Below are 16,964 nucleotides of genomic sequence, written 5' to 3' on the forward strand. Positions count from 1 at the left end.
GCTCCGGCCCGGTCGGTTGTGCTCCAGATTCGGTCCCACGCACGGACGGGTCCGCGCGCGCTACAAAACTAGCAAGCGGTCACCGCGTCCCCCCAGGGGCACCACCGGCGGCCGCGGAGGCGGCCGGGCTCAGTCGCGGGGCCTGCGGGGCGGGCCGGGCTCACCGCGGCCGGGGTCGGAGCGGACCACGCGCAGGTGGCCCCGCCGCAGGGTCTCGGAGCCCTCTCCGACGGACTCGGCGGGCTCGCGGCGCGCGGGTGGGCGCGCAGCCTCGCGCACGGCGTCGGCGAGCGCCTCCAGGTCGTCGCTCCCAGGGCCGCCGCCCGAGGTCTCCACCGGCAGGCGTACGACCTCCCACCCGCGCGGGGCGGTCAACCGCTCCGCGTGCATGGCGCACAGGTCGTAGCAGTGCGGCTCCACGTAGGCGGCGAGGGGGCCGAGGACGGCCGTCGAGTCCGCGTAGACGTACGTGAGCGTGAATACGGCTGGTTGTCTGCACGCGGTACGGGAGCAGCGTCGAACTGGGCTCACAGCCACTGACTGTATGCCCTTACCGAGGGACACGCCAGCTTCGTGCCATGAACTGGGCCGTTTCGGGTCATGTCCGCACCATGGCCGCGGTCCCGGTCCGACGGGGTTCCTCCGGCCGTCTCCGGCACGAGTCCACCTTCGAGGCACATGGGACTACGCGCGGGGCCCGGGATGGCTTAGTCTCGAAGTGTGCGACGAGTGCGCCTTTCCAGTGGCCAACCAGACCGAGTGCGGCGCCGGGACCGCCGCGGCCGAGGCATCCGCGGTCCTCTCGTGCCGTCTGACCTGCCGGTATTCCGTAGCCGAGCGCAGGCCTTCGACGACCTTGTCCTGGACGCGGTCGAACGGCTGGAGCGCTTGTGGGCTCGGGAGCTGGCCAACGTCGACTTCCTCGTCGAGGACGTCCCCCCGATTCCGCTCGGGGGGCGCCCGACCGAGTCGATCCCCTTCTCACGCCTGGACACCGACCCCGCGGGCCGCGCCCGCATCGTGGTCTACCGGCGTCCGGTGGAGATCCGCACCAAGGATCCCGAGGAGATGGCTCTCCTGGTCCACGAGACCGTGGTCGAGGAGGTCGCCAACCTCCTGGGGGTGGAACCGGAGTCCGTGGACCCCGAGAGCTGACCGGTTCCTCCGGCGCCCCCACGGGTCGAACGGCCTACCTCTCACCCCCTGGGATCGAGGTAGGCCGCCCTCGGCTAGGGCACGACTCCGACCATGGTGTCCCGGACGACCGGCAGCTCCACCCGGATCGGCGCCGGGTGCACCGGCACGACGCTGAGCGACAGCCCTGAGCGCAGCACCCGGGCGGCGTGGACCGGTCCCGCCGACTCGTCCAGCAGCTCCAGGCGCACCGCGTAGGCGTCCTCGGGGTCGGTGCCCGGCGGGCGCTCCCAGGCGTCGTCCTCGGTGCCGAACATCCGTGTGGTGCCCGCGCCGACCGTGATCTTGACCGCGTCGCCCTGAGTGCCGTCGTCACCGATCGGGGTGGCGATCACCGACACGTCGGCGTCCACCGCTCCCAGGACCAGCTGTGTCTCGACGTCCTCGGGGACGTTGGCCAGGACGGCGGTCGTGTCGTGGGGGAAGGCCAGCGGCTCGACCGCGGCGGAGTAGGCCGTCTCGACGACGTCGCCGCCGGAGTCCTCGATCTCGGCGACGACCCCCGCGACGACGGGGACGTCCGACTCCACGACCACCGTGCCGGGCTCTCCGGCCAGCGCCGTCTCCAGCGTGAGCCACGCCGACGCGGCCGGGGCGACGTTGAGCACGAGCGGGTCCCCCGCCGTGCCGACGGTCTCCTCCGGCTCCCCCTCGGCCTCCTCTTCCTCGGTGCCCTCTTCCTCGGCGTCGCCGGAGCCGACCACGTGGACGCGCACCTCGGCGGGCTCGTCACCGGGCGCGGCCACGTAGAGGCGGCGGGTGCCGTCGCCCCCGAGCGCGCCGGGGATCACGTGTTCCACGTCCGGGCCCGTGGTGGGCGGGACCCAGTCGGTCGCGCCGGAGGAGTGCTCGGCCAGCAGCGCGGCGCCCACCCGGCCCGTGCTGGTGCGCACGTGGACGCCGATGGCACCGGAGTTCGCGACGAGGTCGGTCAGGTCGAGCTCGGTGGACTCCCCCGCCGCCAGGGCGATGCCGCGGCTCTCGGAGGAGTACGAGGGCCCCTCCGTGGTGAACACGTCGACGCTGACCGTGGCCCGGGAGTCCTCGGGGTTGGCCAGGTGGGCCGTGAGCGAGTCCACGGCCACGTCCTCGGGGTCGCTCCCGCCGGGCAGCGCGAACCAGGTGCCGATGGAGGGTTCGAGGCAGCGGACCTCGGTGACCCCGTCGTCGGTCACGGTGACCTGCGAGGCGTCGAGCCCGGAGGCCAGTGCGCCCTCGGCGTGCAGCGCGACGGGGTCGGTCTCGGCCCCCGTGTCGGTGTTCCACAGCAGCCCGGGTTCGGTGAGCTCCTCCCCGAGGGTGCGGCCGTCGGCTCCCTCGGCGCCGTCGTCGGAGCCGTCCGGGCCATCGGCGTCCGACTCCCCTTCGGCCTCGTCGGCGTCCTCCGTGTCCTCCGTGTCCTCTGCCTCCTCGTCGTCCGCCGCCGCGTCCTCGTCGGTGCCGCGCACGGCCGGGATCGGGCCGGCCCGCAGGGAGCCCTCGTCGTCGCGGTCCACTCTGGGCGCGAACGCCCGGATCGAGCTCTCGGCGTCGTCGGCGCCCTCGTGCGGGGCCGGGCACACGCGCACGGAGTGGTCCGGGCGGATCGTGCCCGGCTCACTCTCGCCCAGGACGACGTGCACCGGCCGGACCACGTACGCGATGCCCAGCATCGCCACCAGCGCCAACGCGACCAGCCCGAACAGGGCGAAGCGGTTCTCCACGATCAGTCGCACGGGCTACTCCTCCCCCTCGTTCACGGTGGTGCCCGAACCGCCGCCGGAGCGGCCCCGCCCGTCCTTGCCGCGGCCGCGCCGCCGGGTACCCCGGGTGCCGCGCCGCCGTCCGCCCTCGCGGGTGACGGGCATGGCGCCGGTCGAGACGTTCTCGTCCGGGTCCGTCCTCTCGACCGCCTCGGTCGCCTCGGTCCCGGCTCCGGGCGTCCTCGGCCGGGCCGTCCGGCTCGCGCGGTCCGACCTGGACCGGCCCGACCTCGACCGGCGGCGCGACCGCCCCAGCCCTTCGGGGCGGCGGGGCCGGGGCCTGGGCGTGGACTCGATCAGCCGCACGTCCTCCTCGGTCCGCACCCCGGGCGCGGCCAGGACCGCCACCACCACGGCCAGGACGGCCTGTGTGGCCAGCCAGGCGGTGTGTACGTAGTCGGTGTGCCACACCCGCACCAGTCCCCCGTCCACGGGCAGTTCCCAGGCCTGGTTGCCGTGCTCGGTGGTCGCCGCGGGCAGTTCCGTACCGTCCAGGGTGGCGCGCCACCCGCCGTCGGCGGGCTCCCCGAGGGAGAGCAGCCGCCCGGCGCCGCCGGGGGCGGTCTCGGCGGTCAGGTCGTCGGCCTCGCCCCGCACGGTCAGCGTCTCGGCCTCGACCCCGCCCTCGGCCACCACCCGCAGCACGCCGGCGGGGTCGCCCAGCCGCCAGAGCGCGTACTGGTCGGACAGGGACTGCCGTTCCAGCCCGGGCGTCCCGTCGAGGGTGTCGACCATGGTGGTGTCGGAGGGCCCAGCGGTCTCGGGACGCGGGTAGAGCACGTACTTGACGCCGTAGTCGGCCAGGGTGAAGAGCTGGTCCCCGCCCTGCCCCACGACCAGTTCGGCGACGGCCTGGTCCATGACCGCGCGGGCCTGCGGCGAGGGCGTCACGCGCTCCTCGCCCAGTCGGGGTTCGCGCCCGCGCACGACCGTGTAGTCCACACCGCCGTCGCCGTCCGGCGTCACCACCAGGGTGCGCGGGCGGGTGCCGTCCTCGCTGAGCGTCTGCACCGCACCGGGCACGACCGGGGAGAAGTGCGCGGTGACCGGCCCGTCCACGCCCTCCCACATCCACAGCGCGGCCGCGGTGACGGGGGTGGCCAGGGCCAGTGCGGCGACGCCCAGGGCGAACACGCGCCGGCCGCCCCGCCCGAACCAGCGCCGCAGGCGGCCCACGTCCGGGTCCCCGGCCCTGGCCATCTCGCCGAAGGCGCGGGCGGCGCTGGCCGAGGCCAGCAGGACCGCGGTGGCGGCGAAGGCCAGGGCCACGCCCGGCCAGACCGCCGCCGGCGGACCGCCGAAGTAGGGCTCGACGACGAGCCTGCTGGTGAGGACCGCGACGAGGATCCCGAACAGGGCCAGGGTCCACCCCGCGGCCACCAGCATCCGGTTGCGGAGCAGCAGCAGCGAGCACAGGGCGGCGGCCAGGAAGCCGGAGGTCACCCAGTACGGCAGGGCCCCGGGACCCCCCGGGGAGAGCATGAGCAGTTCGTAGGGGGCCGCGTCGGCGTCCGACAGGTCGGGCCGGTGCAGACCGGCCTCCAGCAGCCACAGTGTGGGGTGCAGCACCAGTTCCAGCGACCACGGCATCAGCAGCACGATCGGCAGGGCCAGGCTCAGCAGGATGCTGACGTGGATGCGGCGGCCCAGGTGGGCGAAGGCGAGCGCGACGAGCACACCGGTGGCCGCGCACAGCAGCCACACCATCGGCACGAACGCGGTGGCCACGGTCAGGGTCAGGCCGAGCCCCCAGGCGGCCCGCCGCGAGTGCCGCGGCGGCATCGAGACCACCCGCACCAGCAGGAGTCCGAGCACCGGCAGGAGCGCGTGCACGAGCGCGGTGCCCAGCCGCCCCTGCGCGACCGCGCCGATCGCCATCGGCAGCAGCGCGTAGGCCCCGGCCATCCACACGCGGGCCGGACGGTAGCGCAGCACCTCGCGGGCCAGGAGGTAGGCGGTGAGCCCGGCCAGCGGCACGCAGCCCAACAGGACGATGGTCACCGCCAGCCACGGCTTGCCCAGGGTCAGGGTGGACAGCAGGGCGAGCAGCCCGACGTAGGGCGGGACCGGCCCGTCCGAGCCCAGACCGCTGTCGGGGTACCCGGACAGGTACAGCTCCCACATGTCCCCCGCCGTTCCCGCGACCGGGGGCAGGGCCCCGCCCGCGAGGAGGTCGCCCAGCAGCAGGGAGCGCCCGGCCACGAGGGTGACCACCACCAGGCCGGCCACCAGGAGCGGTCCGGGCCGCAGCAGCACGCGGCGGACGAAGCCGTCGCGGTCGTCGAGGGCGTGCTCGTCCCCGTCGGCGCCGGGATCGGCGGTCACGGCCTGGTGCCGGCCGGGGGTGTCGCCCACCGGGTCCCCGGACAGCAGCCCGGTGACGGCGTCGTGGAACTGGCGCATCGCCACCCCGCGCGCGAGGAAGGGCCGGATGGCGCTGTAGGTGCGGCGGCGGTCGCGGCGGCGCCGGAAGCGCGCGCGGACCAGCCGGAAGGGGCGCAGGTAGACCAGGGTGATCGCCGCGGCCTCGTCCAGCGCGTTGGCGGGCTGCTTGATGAGCAGGTACATCAGCACGCGCAGCAGGGAGCCGACGGAGTTGCGCAGCAGCGCCCCGACCATGCCGCCGAAGGGCAGGTTGGCCAGGAGCACGAACACCGCGTGGCGCCGGTCGACCCGGCGCGGGTGGTTGCGGGTGGAGGTGATGGGCCGGCGCCTGCGCGCGGAGGCCTCGGCGTGGTAGGCGACCGCGTCGGTGACCAGGATGGCGCGCAGGCCGGCGCCGCCCACGCGCCAGCAGAAGTCGATGTCGTCGCGGAAGAGGGGCAGGGCGGGGTCGAAACCGCCGAGGCGGTCCCACACGTCGCGGCGGATGAGCATGCCGGCGCTGGAGACGGCGAGGACCTGCCGGTTGCCGTCGTGCTGCCCGTGGTCGAACTCGCGCTGCTCCAGGCCGGTCTCACGGCGGCCCGCGCCGTCGATGGTGACGCCGGCCTCGACCAGCAGGCGGCGGTCGAACCAGTCGCGGAGCTTGGGCCCCAGGACGGCGGCGCGCGGGTCCTGGTCGGCGGCGTCCAGCAGGTGGGCGAGGGCGTCCTGCTCGGGGGTGAGGTCGTCGTGGATGAGCCAGAGCCACTCGGTGGCGTCGTCGTCGAAGCCGCGCACGGGCGTGGTGGAACGGGGCAGTTCCAGGGCGGCGCGTACGGCGTCGCCGAAACCGGTGTCGGCGGGCAGGTCGATGACGGCGTCGGAGGGCAGGTACTCGGCGAGCGTGTCGGGGCTGCCGTCGGTACTGCCGGTGTCCGCCGCCACGACGCGTTGGACGGGGCGGGTCTGGGCGCGGACCGCCGCCAAGGTCTCCGGCAGCCAGCGGGCGCCGTCGTGGTTGACGACGACCACGGTGACGACGTGTCGGGCGGAATCCTGGTCAAGCACGGCTGTGGTGGGGTCTCTCCGGGAGAAGGGGTGGGCACCGGCGTGTCCGGGCCCGTGCGGGTACCGGCCGCGGAGGCCGGCGGTGGGGCGCGTGAGCGCGCAGGAGGCGGCCCGACGGGGCGAGCCGGGACATCACGATACGCCACCTGACACCATTCCGGACCTATTCGGCACAGCCGCCCCCGGCCCGGCCATATCGGGGTATTTCGCACCAGAGGCGCCCATGGCGCAATGCGGACCTTCTCCGTGCACATCCCGAACATGAAGAACGCGCGCCCGGGCTCACGGCCCGAACGCGCGTCTTCGCGTCAGCTCCTACAGCATGTCCGCCAGGAAATCGAAATCCCCTCCGGCGGCTTTCTTGAGCCTTCGGCGCTCACGCTCGGAGAGTCCCCCCCAGATACCGAAGCGCTCATCGTGCTCGAGCGCGTATTCCAGGCACTCCGCCCGTACCTCGCACGACTGGCAGACCTTCTTCGCTTCCCGGGTCGAGCCGCCCTTCTCGGGGAAGAACGCCTCCGGGTCGGTCTGCGCGCACAGGGCACGTTCTTGCCAGCCCAGATCTTCATCCGAGCCGTGCGCCAGCGGGATGACCTCGCTCATGCGCACCTCCTGTTGCCCCCCATAGATGTCCCCGGCCCTTTTCGTCCCCCAGGCCGGGTGGAATCCCACCTTGAAATTACACGTGGCCGCGTGACCGATAGTCAAGCGCCCTGCGTGGTAATCCACTGAATATCATGTAACGAACCGCCAACGGCGACTCCGTGATGTCCGTTCTGTGGATTACCACGCAATTCACGGCCTTCCAAGGCGGCGGGAGCGTGGAGCACGGCGCCGGGTCAGCGCCGCTCTTCTCCGCCGTACCAGCTCTGCTGATCCCCGGTACCGCTCTGTCCCTGCTGGTCAGAGCCGTAGCCGGAACCGGAGCCGTACTGGCCTCCGTAGGATCCACCACCCTGTCCGGACGCATCTGTTCCGTTGTTCTCACCGGAGTTAAAGAAAGGTTCAACTCCGCCCTCGGCCGGAGTGTCCTGCGGCTGCGCCGCCTGGTCGCCGCCCTGGTACCAACCGTACTGAATGGCGTCCTGGGCGGCCTGCTCGCCGGAGTTGTGGGCCTGCTCGGCGGCCTGCTGGCCGGCGTCGTAGGACTGCGGCGCGTACTGGGCGGGGTCGTAGGCCGCCGCGTACTCCCCCTGGGCCGCGGCGTCCGTGGCCCCGTACTGCTGCTGGCCGTAGGCCTGCTGGGCGCCGGTGCCGTACTGCTGGCCGTAGGCGGCCTGCTGCTGCGCCGCGGCGTCGTAGGGCTGCTGCTGCCCGGAAGCGTCCGCGGCGCCGTACTGCTGGCCGTAGGCCGCCTGCTGCTGCGCTGCCGCGTCATAGGGCTGCTGCTGCCCCGAGGCGTCGGTCGTGCCGTACTGCTGCCCGTAGGCCTGCTGGGCGCCGGTCCCGTACTGCTGGCCGTAGGCGGCCTGCTGCTGCGCGGCCGCGTCGTAGGGCTGCTGCTGCCCGGAAGCGTCCGCGGCGCCGTACTGCTGGCCGTAGGCCGCCTGCTGCTGCGCGGCCGCGTCATAGGGCTGCTGCTGCCCCGAGGCGTCCGTGGCGCCGTACTGCTGGCCGTAGGCCGCCTGCTGCTGCGCCGCGGCGTCGTAGCCCTGCTGCTGGCCGTAGGCCTGCTGGGCGCCGGTGCCGTACTGCTGGCCGTAGGCGGCGGGCTGGCCGGTCTGCATCGGGTCCGCGCCGGTCTGTGTGGGGTCGGCGGCCGGCTGAACGGGGTAGCCGGGCTGAGCGAAGGACTGATGGGCGCCCGTGGCGGGCGGGTAGGCCTGCTGGGGGTTGTACTGCGGCTGCTGCGGCTGCACGGCGCGGGGCACCAGCACGGGGTTGTTGAACACCTGGAGCGCCGCGAACCCGACCAGGGCGAGCACGGTCCCCTGGGCGAGCGTCTGCAGGAGACGGGCGAAGCCGAGTCCCACGCCCGGGCCGATGAACCCGCAGATGAGGGTGATGAGGCAGAAGAGCAGCCCCACACCCGCCAGGATCAGCGCGGTCAGCACGACCGGCGACGCGGACGGACGGGTCCTCTGACTCGTCACCACCAGAGCCACCGCGGCCGCGAGCACGACCGTGACGCCGATGCCGAAGAAGTGCGCGGCCCCTGCGCCGTACATCGCGCCGGCGAAGGTGGCCTCCCCGCGCCAGTCGCTGGAGATCACGATCACCTGGATGAGCCCGGAGAGCATGAGCACACCGGTGGACGCCAACAGAGCCCATGCCCCCGGCAGGCGCAGGCGGTCTAGTGTTTCGATGTTCAAGAGAGGTTCCCCTCTGCTGCTTCGCCGTCGCGTCGGTGAAAGCTTGGCATATCGTCGGTCGGTCAGATGAATCGACCGGATCCGGGCAGAACCTGGGGACACCGGGCACCGGTCGACGGGATGAGATGGCGGCCGGGGCGGCCGGGTTCACGAACTCCCGCCACCGGATCGGTCACACCTGTGTCGCACGCCCACGGCGGGGCAGACGACCCATACACGCCACCAGCCTGCCAGACTTGGACGCATGCGGATAGTCGTACCGGCCGGCGGTATCGGCGGCGCACGTTTCCTACGCGGCCTCAAGGCCGCCCTGGGCACGGACGCACCTGCCACCGAAGACCAGACCACAGGCAGCAGCATCACCGTCATCGGCAACACAGGTGACGACATCACCCTGTTCGGGCTGAGGATCTGTCCGGATCTGGACACGGTGATGTACACCCTCGGCGGAGGCATCAACGAGGAACAGGGGTGGGGCCGCACCGACGAGTCCTTCACCGTCAAGGAGGAGCTCGCGGCCTACGGGATGCAGCCCACCTGGTTCGGGCTCGGCGACCGGGACACCGCCACCCACATCGTGCGCGCCCAGATGCTCGCCGCGGGCTACCCCCTCTCCGCGGTGACCGAGGCCCTGTGCGCACGCTGGCGTCCGGGGGTGCGCCTGCTCCCCATGACCGACGACCAGGTCGAGACGCACGTGGTCGTCGACGACGGCCAGGGCCGCCGGGCCATCCACTTCCAGGAGTGGTGGATCCGACACCGCGCCGCCCTGCCGGCCGAGCAGATCGTCAGCGTGGGGGCCGAGTCGGCCAAGCCCGCCCCCGGCGTCCTGGCGGCGATCGCCGAAGCGGACGCGGTCATCCTGCCGCCGTCCAACCCCGTCGTCAGCGTCGGTTCGGTCCTCAACGTCCCCGGGATGCGCGAGGCCATGGCCGGCAAGACCGTGGTGGGCGTCTCACCCATCATCGGCGGAGCCCCGGTGCGCGGCATGGCCGACGCCTGCCTGACCGCGATCGGCGTGGAGACCTCCGCGGGCGCGGTCGCCGAACACCTCGGCTCGGACCTGCTCGACGGCTGGCTGGTCGACGAGGCCGACGAGGGCACCGTCGTCGAGGGCATCGAGGTCCGCTCGCGCCCGCTGTACATGAACGGACCGGCGGAGACCGAGGCGATCGCCCGGGCCGCCGTCGACCTGGCCGTCGAGCTCGCGGGGACGGAGCGATGAGCGCCCGGATCGGCGTGCGCGGACTGGACGGCCTCCCCGAGGTCCGCGAGGGCGACGACCTGGCCGCGCTGGTCACCGACGCCGCGGCGGCCTCCGGCACCCCCCTCGCCGACGGCGATGTGCTCGTCGTCACCTCCAAGATCGTCAGCAAGGCCGAGGGCCGGTCCCGCCGGATGGACCGCGAGGAGGCCATCGACGCCGAGACCGTGCGCGTGGTGGCCCGCGCGGGCCGGACCCGGATCGTGCAGACCCGCCAGGGCCTGGTGATGGCCGCGGCCGGGGTGGACGCCTCCAACGTCGAGCCGGGCACCGTGCTGCTGCTGCCGGAGGACTCCGACGCCTCCGCCCGTGCGCTGCGCGCGAGGCTGCGCGAGCGCCTGGGCGTGCGCGTGGGCGTGATCGTCTCCGACACCTTCGGCCGCCCCTGGCGGGTGGGACAGACCGACGTGGCCATCGGGGTCGCCGGACTCGTCCCGGTCCAGGACCTGCGCGGCACCTCCGACGCGCACGGGAACGTGATGGAGGCCACGGTCAACGCGGTCGCCGACGAGATCGCCGGAGCGGGCGAGCTCGTCAAGGGCAAGACGAGCGGGGTCCCGGTCGCGGTCGTCAGCGGACTGGGCGCCCTGGTCACCGACGAGGACGGCCCGGGTGCGGCGGCCCTCGTACGCCCGGCCGACGCCGACCTGTTCCGGTACGGCTCGCGCGACGTGGTGCCGGCCCGCCGCACCGTGCGCTCGTTCACGGAGGAGCCGGTCGACCCGGCCGCCGTGCGCCGCGCGGTGGCCACGGCGGTCACGGCGCCCGCGCCGCACCACACGACACCGTGGCGGTTCGTGCTGGTGGAGTCGGCGCACACGCGCAAACGGCTGCTGGACGCGATGCTCCAGGCGTGGGTGGCCGACCTGCGGGCCGACGGGTTCTCCGAGGAGGCCATCGCCCGCCGCACCCGCCGCGGCGACGTGCTGCGGGGAGCGCCCTACCTGGTGGTGCCCTTCCTCGTGGCGGACGGCGCCCACCCCTACCCGGACGAGCGCCGGGCCGCCGCCGAGCAGTCGATGTTCCTCGTGGCGATGGGCGCCGGGGTGCAGAACCTGCTGGTGGGGCTGGCCATGGAGGGTCTGGGTTCGGCCTGGATCTCCTCGACGATGTTCTGCGCCGACGTGGTGCGCGAGGTCCTGGACGTCCCGGCCGAGTGGCGGCCCATGGGCGCGGTGGCGGTCGGGCACGCGGCCGAGCCGCCCCGGGACCGGCCACTCCGGGACCCCGAGGACTTCATCGCCGTCCGATGAGCGTTCGGCCGGGCCCCGGCTCCGCGTGAGGGGCCGCCGGGGCGGTGTCGGCGCGTCAGCGCCTCCGCCCCGGTCCCGGGCCTGCATCCTGGTGCCCGGAGGTGCGGGGTGTCGGTCGAGGGGTACGTGGTCGCGGGCCTGGTGATCGTGCTCGCGGTGATCGGCGGGCGGCTGCTCGCCGGCCGGCTGCGGGTGCCGGACGCCGTCGTGCTGGTGGTGCTCGGGATGGTCCTGGGCGTGCTGCCGTGGCCGCAGGCGGTGTCGGTCTCCCCGGAGGTCGTGCTCCTGGTCTTCCTCCCGCCGCTGATCTACAACGCCGCCTTCTTCTCCTCGCCCCGCGACATGCGGCTCCAGGGCCGGCCGATCGTCGTCATGGCGGTCGGGACGACCCTGCTGACCGCCTTCGGCCTGGCGGGCATCGTCTACTGGCTGATGCCGGAGGTGAGCTGGCCCGCCGCGATCGCCCTGGGCGCGGCCATCGCGCCCACGGACGCGGTGGCGGCGTCGGCGATCCTCAAGCGCGTGGGCACCCCTCGCCGGGTCCTGACCATCCTGGAGGGCGAGTCCCTCATCAACGACGGCGTGGCGCTGACGCTGTTCACCCTCGCCGTCACCGCCATGGCACACCCCCTCACCGTCACCGAGGGCACGGTCGAGCTGGTCAAGGTGGTGGCGGGCGGGCTGGCCTACGGCGCCGTGGTGGCGCTGGTGGTGTCGTGGTCGCGAACGCGGATGCAGGACCCGAGCCTGCTCCTGATGGTCACCCTGATCACTCCGTTCGTGGCCTACGTCCCGGCGGAGATGGCCGGCTTCTCCGGAGTGCTGGCCGCGGTGGTGGCGGGGTTCTACCTCGGCACGCGGGGCGAGGGCCTGCTGCCGCCGCGGGTGCGGATGAACGGGCGGACGATCTGGCGGGTCCTGGTCACGCTGCTGGAGTCCTCGCTGTTCGTGCTGCTGGGCCTGCAGCTGGACGCGGTGGTGGCGTCGGTGGAGGCGCACACGTACTCGTTCCTGCTGCTGGTGGGGGTGGCGGTGGCGGTCACGGCCGCCGCGGTGCTGCTGCGGATGGTGCTGGTGGTGGCGGTGGCGCCGGTGCAGCGCTCGATCCCCGGGATGCGGGTGGACCTGGGCGACGTCCGCGAGCGGACCGTGATCGGGTGGAGCGGCATGCGCGGGGCGGTGTCCCTGGCCATCGCGCTCTCCCTGCCGGCCACGTTGGACGGGGAGCCCTTCACCGAGCGCGGCGCGCTGGTGTTCGTGGCGGGCGTGGTGGTGCTGGGCACCCTGGTCGGCCAGGGGATGACGCTGCCCGCACTACTGCGCCGGCTGGGCATGGTGAGCGAGGGCGCCCACGACCGGGAGTACCTGGTGGCCGAGGTGGAGATGGACGCGGCGGCCCTGCGCGAGGTCGAGGAGCTGCTGTCGTCGGGGGAGATCGACCAGGAGACCGCCGACTCCCTGCGCGGCTCCTACGCGCGCCGGCTGGACCGGTCCCGGACCCTGCTGGACGGGGACGGCCAGGCCCGGGAGCGGCTGGAGGGCCGGCTGGCGGCGCTCCACCGGATCACGCAGGCGCGCCGCGACGCCCTGAAGTCGCTCTACCGCGACGGGCGCATCGACCACGACGTGTTCCAGACCGTGGGCAAGGCGCTGGACCTGCGCGAGGGCGGAACGGGACCGACCGGCTGAACCGCCGCCGGAGATAACGGCAAACTTTCTTTACCATTTCCGTTGACGCGGCCGGAACTCAACTCTAAGGTTTCCTAACAATTAGCGTGGCCTCCGCGCCCCCACAACGACGCATCGTCTCCCCGCTCGATGACAGGAGCACGCCCCCCATGCACGCACACCGTCGTACCCACCGCCGCCGCGGCACGCTCGCCGCACTGATCGGCGCCGGAGCCCTCCTCGCCACCGCACTGGTCGCGGGCGCCGGGCAGTTCACCCCCTCCCCCACCGAGATCGAACCCGTGGCCGACACCGAGACCGCCCAGCAGTCCGCGCCCTGGCTGACCGGCTACTGGCACAACTTCGACAACGGCTCCCACGTCCTCACCCTCGGCGAGGTCCCCAGCGCCTACAACCTGGTCGCGGTCTCCTTCGCCGACAACCACCCCTCGCTCGACGGCGGCATCACCTTCAACCTCGCCAGTGACGAGCTGGGCGGCTACACCGATCAGGCGTTCCGCGACGACATCGCGGCCGTCCAGGCCGAAGGGCGCAAGGTCATCCTCTCGGTGGGCGGCGAGCTCGGGCACGTGTCCGTCACCAACGCCACGCAGGCCCGCAACTTCGCCGACACCGCGCACGAGCTGATGCTGGACTACGGTTTCGACGGCATCGACATCGACCTCGAACACGGCATCGACGCCCAGTACATGGGCAGCGCCCTGCGCGACCTGAGCTCCCGCGCGGGCTCCGACCTCATCCTGACGATGGCGCCGCAGACCATCGACTTCCAGAGCGCGGACCGCGAGTACCCCAAGCTCGCATCGGAGATCTCCGACATCCTGACCATCGTCAACATGCAGTACTACAACTCCGGTTCGATGCTGGGCTGCGACGACCAGGTCTACAGCCAGGGCACCGCCGACTTCGTCGCCGCGCTGGCCTGCATCCAGCTGGAGATGGGCCTGAGCCCGGACCAGGTCGGCCTGGGCCTGCCCGCCACCCCCTCCGCCGCCGGCGGCGGGTACATGGCGCCGACCGAGATCGTCAAGGCGCTCGACTGCCTCGAGACCGGGACCAACTGCGGCTCCTTCTCCCCCGAGACGCCCTACGGTCCCATCGGCGGCGTGATGACCTGGTCCGTGAACTGGGACTCCACCAACGGGTACGCGTTCGCCGAGACGATCTCCGCCCGTCTGGGCAGCGGACCGGGGCAGCCCACCGACGGCCCCACCGACGAACCCACGGAGGGGCCGACCGACGGACCCACGGAGGGGCCCGTCGACTGCGACGCCCCCGCCTGGGCTTCCGGCTCCGTCTACACGGGCGGTGACACCGTCGCCCACGACGGCACCGTGTACCGCGCCAAGTGGTGGACGCAGGGCGAGGAGCCCGGGACCACCGGCCAGTGGGGCGTCTGGGAGACGGTCGGCGCCTGCTGACGCCCGACCCCTCCCCGGCGGCCCGTCACCGCACTCCCGACTCCCGGTGACCGGTCGCCGTCTCCCCCAGGGGGCGCGGCGCGCGAACCCCGCGCCGCGCCCCCGTCTCGTCCCCCGCCGGATGCCTCGGCTCGTCCCGGCCGGCACCGCCCCGGGGAACGACCATCCCTCCCCCACCCGTCCCGGCCCGGACGGGTCCCCCCGGCGTGCCCGCACCGGCCCGCCGTGCCCCGCGAAAGGTTCCCCCATGCCCTCCTCCCACCACCCCCCGGGTGCACGGGCCGGCGCGGCCCGATGGGCCCGCGCCCTCGGCTCCGCCGCCGCCGGACTGTGCGTGGCCGCGAGCGTGCTCTTCATCGCTCCGACCGCGCACGCCGCCCCCCAGTCGCCGACGGACCGGCTCCCGCAGGCGGCGGCCGACACCGACTGCCGCCCCGACGGCCTGCACGGAACACCGGGCGTGGACGTGCCCTACTGCGACGTCTACGACGCCGACGGGCGCGAGATCCTGCCCAACGGCCTCGACCGGCGGGTGATCGGCTACTTCACGAGCTGGCGCAACGGCGCCGACGACCGGCCCACCTACCTCGTCGACGACATCCCCTGGGACCGGATCTCCCACATCAACTACGCGTTCGGGCACGTGGACGGCGACCACCGGCTCTCGGTCGGCCCGGACGGCCCGGACAACCCGGCCACCGGGATGACCTGGGACCGCCCCGGCCTGGAGCCGGACCCCGCCTTCCCCTACGGCGGCCACTTCAACCAGCTCAACAAGTTCAAGAAGGAGCACCCCGGGGTCCGGACCCTGGTGGCCGTGGGCGGCTGGGCCGAGACGGGCGGCTACTTCGACCCGGACGGCGAACGGGTGGACTCCGGCGGCTTCTACTCGATGACCACCACGTCCACCGGTGTGAACCACGAGGGGATCGAGACCTTCGCCGACTCGGCCGTGGACTTCGTGCGCGAGTACGGGTTCGACGGCCTCGACATCGACTACGAGTACGCCACGTCCAACAACGGTGCCGGGAGCCCGGACGACTACTGGATCTCCGACGAGCGCCGGGGTCTGCTGTGGGAGGGCTACGAGGAGCTGATGCGCGTGCTGCGCGAGAAGCTCGACACGGCCTCCGCCGAGGACGGCACCTACTACCAGCTGACCGCCGCGGTCCCCTCCTCCGGCTGGCTGCTGCGCGGCCAGGAGGTCCACCAGGTCGTGCGGTACCTGGACTTCGTCAACATGATGACCTACGACCTGCACGGCACGTGGAACCACTTCGTGGGGCACAACGGAGCGCTCTACGACAGCGGGCTCGACCCCGAGCTGGCGGACGTCTACGGCGCCTACGACGGCATCGGCTACCTGAACGCCGACTGGTCCCACCACTACTTCCGCGGTGCGATGCAGGCCGGGCGGATCAACCTCGGGCTGCCCTTCTACACCCGGGGGTGGAAGGACGTCGAGGGCGGCGAGAACGGGCTGTGGGGCACCGCCGCGCTGCCCGACCAGGACCGGTGCCAACCGGGAACGGGCCTCACCGTCCCCTGCGGTGACGGAGCGGACGGCATCGACAACCTCTGGCACGACAGCGATCCCGTGACCGGCGGCGCCATCGCGGCCGGCGCGAACCCGATCTGGCACGTGCTCAACCTGGAGGACGGCGTGGTCGGCGACTACACGGCCGACTACGGGGTGACCGACGAACTGGTGGGCGCCTACGAGCGCCACTGGGACGACACCACCCAGAACGAGTGGTGGTGGAACTCGACCACGAACACGTTCCTGTCGGGCGACGCGGACCGGACCACCGCCGCCAAGGCGGACTACGTGGCCGACACCGGACTCGGCGGCGTCATGATCTGGGAGATGGCCGGCGACTACGCCTACGACGCCGACGCGGGCCAGTACGTGATGGGCGACACCCTGATCACCGACCTCCACGAGCGGCTGAGCGATGCGGGACCCTACGGAGCGGCCAAGGCCGAGACCGCCGCGCCCGCGCAGGTCCTCGACGTGGACGTGGACTTCGGCGGATTCGCCCTCGGCGACAACAATTACCCCATCACGCCGGACGTGACGGTCACCAACAACTCGGCCGGCGACATCCCGGGCGGCTCGACCCTCACCTTCGACTACGGCACCTCGGCCCCCGGCACCATGGGCGACCAGTCCGGCATGGGGCTGACCCATGTACAGGTGGGGCACGACCGGGGCGACAACGTGGGCGGCCTGGACGGCGACTTCCACCGGGTGGAGCTGACCGTCCCGAGCTGGCAGAGCATCCCGGCCGGGGGCTCGCTGGACTTCACCCTCAGCTACCGCCTGCCGATCGCGCAGCCCTCGAACTTCCGTGTCGGGATCGGCGGGAACGAGTACGCGATCACCTACGACGCCCCGCGCGAGGGCACCCTGGTCGACGCCCCCGACCCCGACCCCGGGGACGGCGGTGGCGGCGACGGTGGTGGCGGCGACCCCGTGGACTGCGACGCCCCGGCCTGGTCCTCGGGCGCCACCTACACCCAGGGCGACACCGTGACGCACGGCGGCACGGCCTACCGGGCCAGGTGGTGGACCCGGGACGAGCCCGGCACCACCGGTGAGTGGGGCGCCTGGGAGAGCCTGGGAGCCTGCTGATCCGCACGTCCCGCGGGGGCGC

11 protein-coding genes are annotated in these 16,964 nt (G+C 73.1%); 6 read left to right on the forward strand and 5 right to left on the reverse strand.

The window, feature by feature from the left end:
• Positions 1–129: 129 nt before the first annotated feature.
• The gene (locus tag DFP74_RS04775) at positions 130–531 is read right to left on the reverse strand and encodes a DUF3499 domain-containing protein (protein WP_121188031.1); all 402 of its coding nucleotides are present in this window, start codon (positions 529–531) and stop codon (positions 130–132) included.
• A 228-nt stretch (positions 532–759) separates the two neighbouring features.
• On the opposite strand from DFP74_RS04775, the gene DFP74_RS04780 reads away from it, so the two are divergent.
• Positions 760–1,155: a metallopeptidase family protein gene (locus tag DFP74_RS04780; protein WP_121180593.1), complete on the forward strand. Its 396-nt coding sequence runs from the start codon at positions 760–762 to the stop codon at positions 1,153–1,155.
• A gap of 74 nt (positions 1,156–1,229) precedes the next feature.
• Here DFP74_RS04780 and DFP74_RS04785 read toward each other — a convergent pair whose 3' ends face one another.
• From DFP74_RS04785 to DFP74_RS04800, 4 genes are all read right to left on the reverse strand, one after another.
• The gene (locus DFP74_RS04785) at positions 1,230–2,909 is read right to left on the reverse strand and encodes a DUF5719 family protein (RefSeq protein ID WP_121180594.1); all 1,680 of its coding nucleotides are present in this window, start codon (positions 2,907–2,909) and stop codon (positions 1,230–1,232) included.
• Between the two features lie 3 nt (positions 2,910–2,912).
• Complete coding sequence (locus DFP74_RS04790; RefSeq protein WP_121180595.1) at positions 2,913–6,368, reverse strand: glycosyltransferase family 2 protein; 3,456 nt, start codon at positions 6,366–6,368, stop codon at positions 2,913–2,915.
• 315 nt (positions 6,369–6,683) lie between these two features.
• Entirely contained in the window at positions 6,684–6,971 is a 288-nt protein-coding gene (locus DFP74_RS04795) for a WhiB family transcriptional regulator (RefSeq protein WP_014908913.1), read from the reverse strand.
• Between the two features lie 236 nt (positions 6,972–7,207).
• Positions 7,208–8,680 (reverse strand): hypothetical protein, encoded by a 1,473-nt coding sequence (locus tag DFP74_RS04800; protein ID WP_121180596.1) that lies wholly within the window; start codon positions 8,678–8,680, stop codon positions 7,208–7,210.
• A 244-nt stretch (positions 8,681–8,924) separates the two neighbouring features.
• On the opposite strand from DFP74_RS04800, the gene cofD reads away from it, so the two are divergent.
• From cofD to DFP74_RS04825, 5 genes are all read left to right on the forward strand, one after another.
• Positions 8,925–9,905: a 2-phospho-L-lactate transferase gene (gene cofD, locus DFP74_RS04805; protein ID WP_121180597.1), complete on the forward strand. Its 981-nt coding sequence runs from the start codon at positions 8,925–8,927 to the stop codon at positions 9,903–9,905.
• Positions 9,902–11,197: a coenzyme F420-0:L-glutamate ligase gene (locus DFP74_RS04810; RefSeq protein WP_121180598.1), complete on the forward strand. Its 1,296-nt coding sequence runs from the start codon at positions 9,902–9,904 to the stop codon at positions 11,195–11,197. The genes cofD and DFP74_RS04810 overlap by 4 nt, the downstream gene beginning before the upstream one ends.
• A gap of 108 nt (positions 11,198–11,305) precedes the next feature.
• Positions 11,306–12,886, forward strand: coding sequence for a Na+/H+ antiporter (locus tag DFP74_RS04815; protein ID WP_121180599.1), 1,581 nt, complete (start codon positions 11,306–11,308; stop codon positions 12,884–12,886).
• A 149-nt stretch (positions 12,887–13,035) separates the two neighbouring features.
• Positions 13,036–14,307 (forward strand): glycosyl hydrolase family 18 protein, encoded by a 1,272-nt coding sequence (locus tag DFP74_RS04820; RefSeq protein WP_121180600.1) that lies wholly within the window; start codon positions 13,036–13,038, stop codon positions 14,305–14,307.
• A 247-nt stretch (positions 14,308–14,554) separates the two neighbouring features.
• The gene (locus tag DFP74_RS04825; RefSeq protein WP_233570804.1) at positions 14,555–16,942 is read left to right on the forward strand and encodes a chitinase C-terminal domain-containing protein; all 2,388 of its coding nucleotides are present in this window, start codon (positions 14,555–14,557) and stop codon (positions 16,940–16,942) included.
• Positions 16,943–16,964 lie beyond the last annotated feature (22 nt).

The sequence above is a fragment of the Nocardiopsis sp. Huas11 genome, assembly GCF_003634495.1.
Classification (GTDB): domain Bacteria; phylum Actinomycetota; class Actinomycetes; order Streptosporangiales; family Streptosporangiaceae; genus Nocardiopsis.

Bases quoted from the DNA above. Each gene is read 5' to 3' on its own strand.
- DFP74_RS04795 (WP_014908913.1), bottom strand. From the start codon at position 6,971: ATGAGCGAGGTCATCCCGCTGGCGCACGGCTCGGATGAAGATCTGGGC.
- cofD (WP_121180597.1), top strand. From the start codon at position 8,925: ATGCGGATAGTCGTACCGGCCGGCGGTATCGGCGGCGCACGTTTCCTA.
- DFP74_RS04810 (WP_121180598.1), top strand. From the start codon at position 9,902: ATGAGCGCCCGGATCGGCGTGCGCGGACTGGACGGCCTCCCCGAGGTC.
- DFP74_RS04820 (WP_121180600.1), top strand. From the start codon at position 13,036: ATGCACGCACACCGTCGTACCCACCGCCGCCGCGGCACGCTCGCCGCA.
- DFP74_RS04825 (WP_233570804.1), top strand. From the start codon at position 14,555: ATGCCCTCCTCCCACCACCCCCCGGGTGCACGGGCCGGCGCGGCCCGA.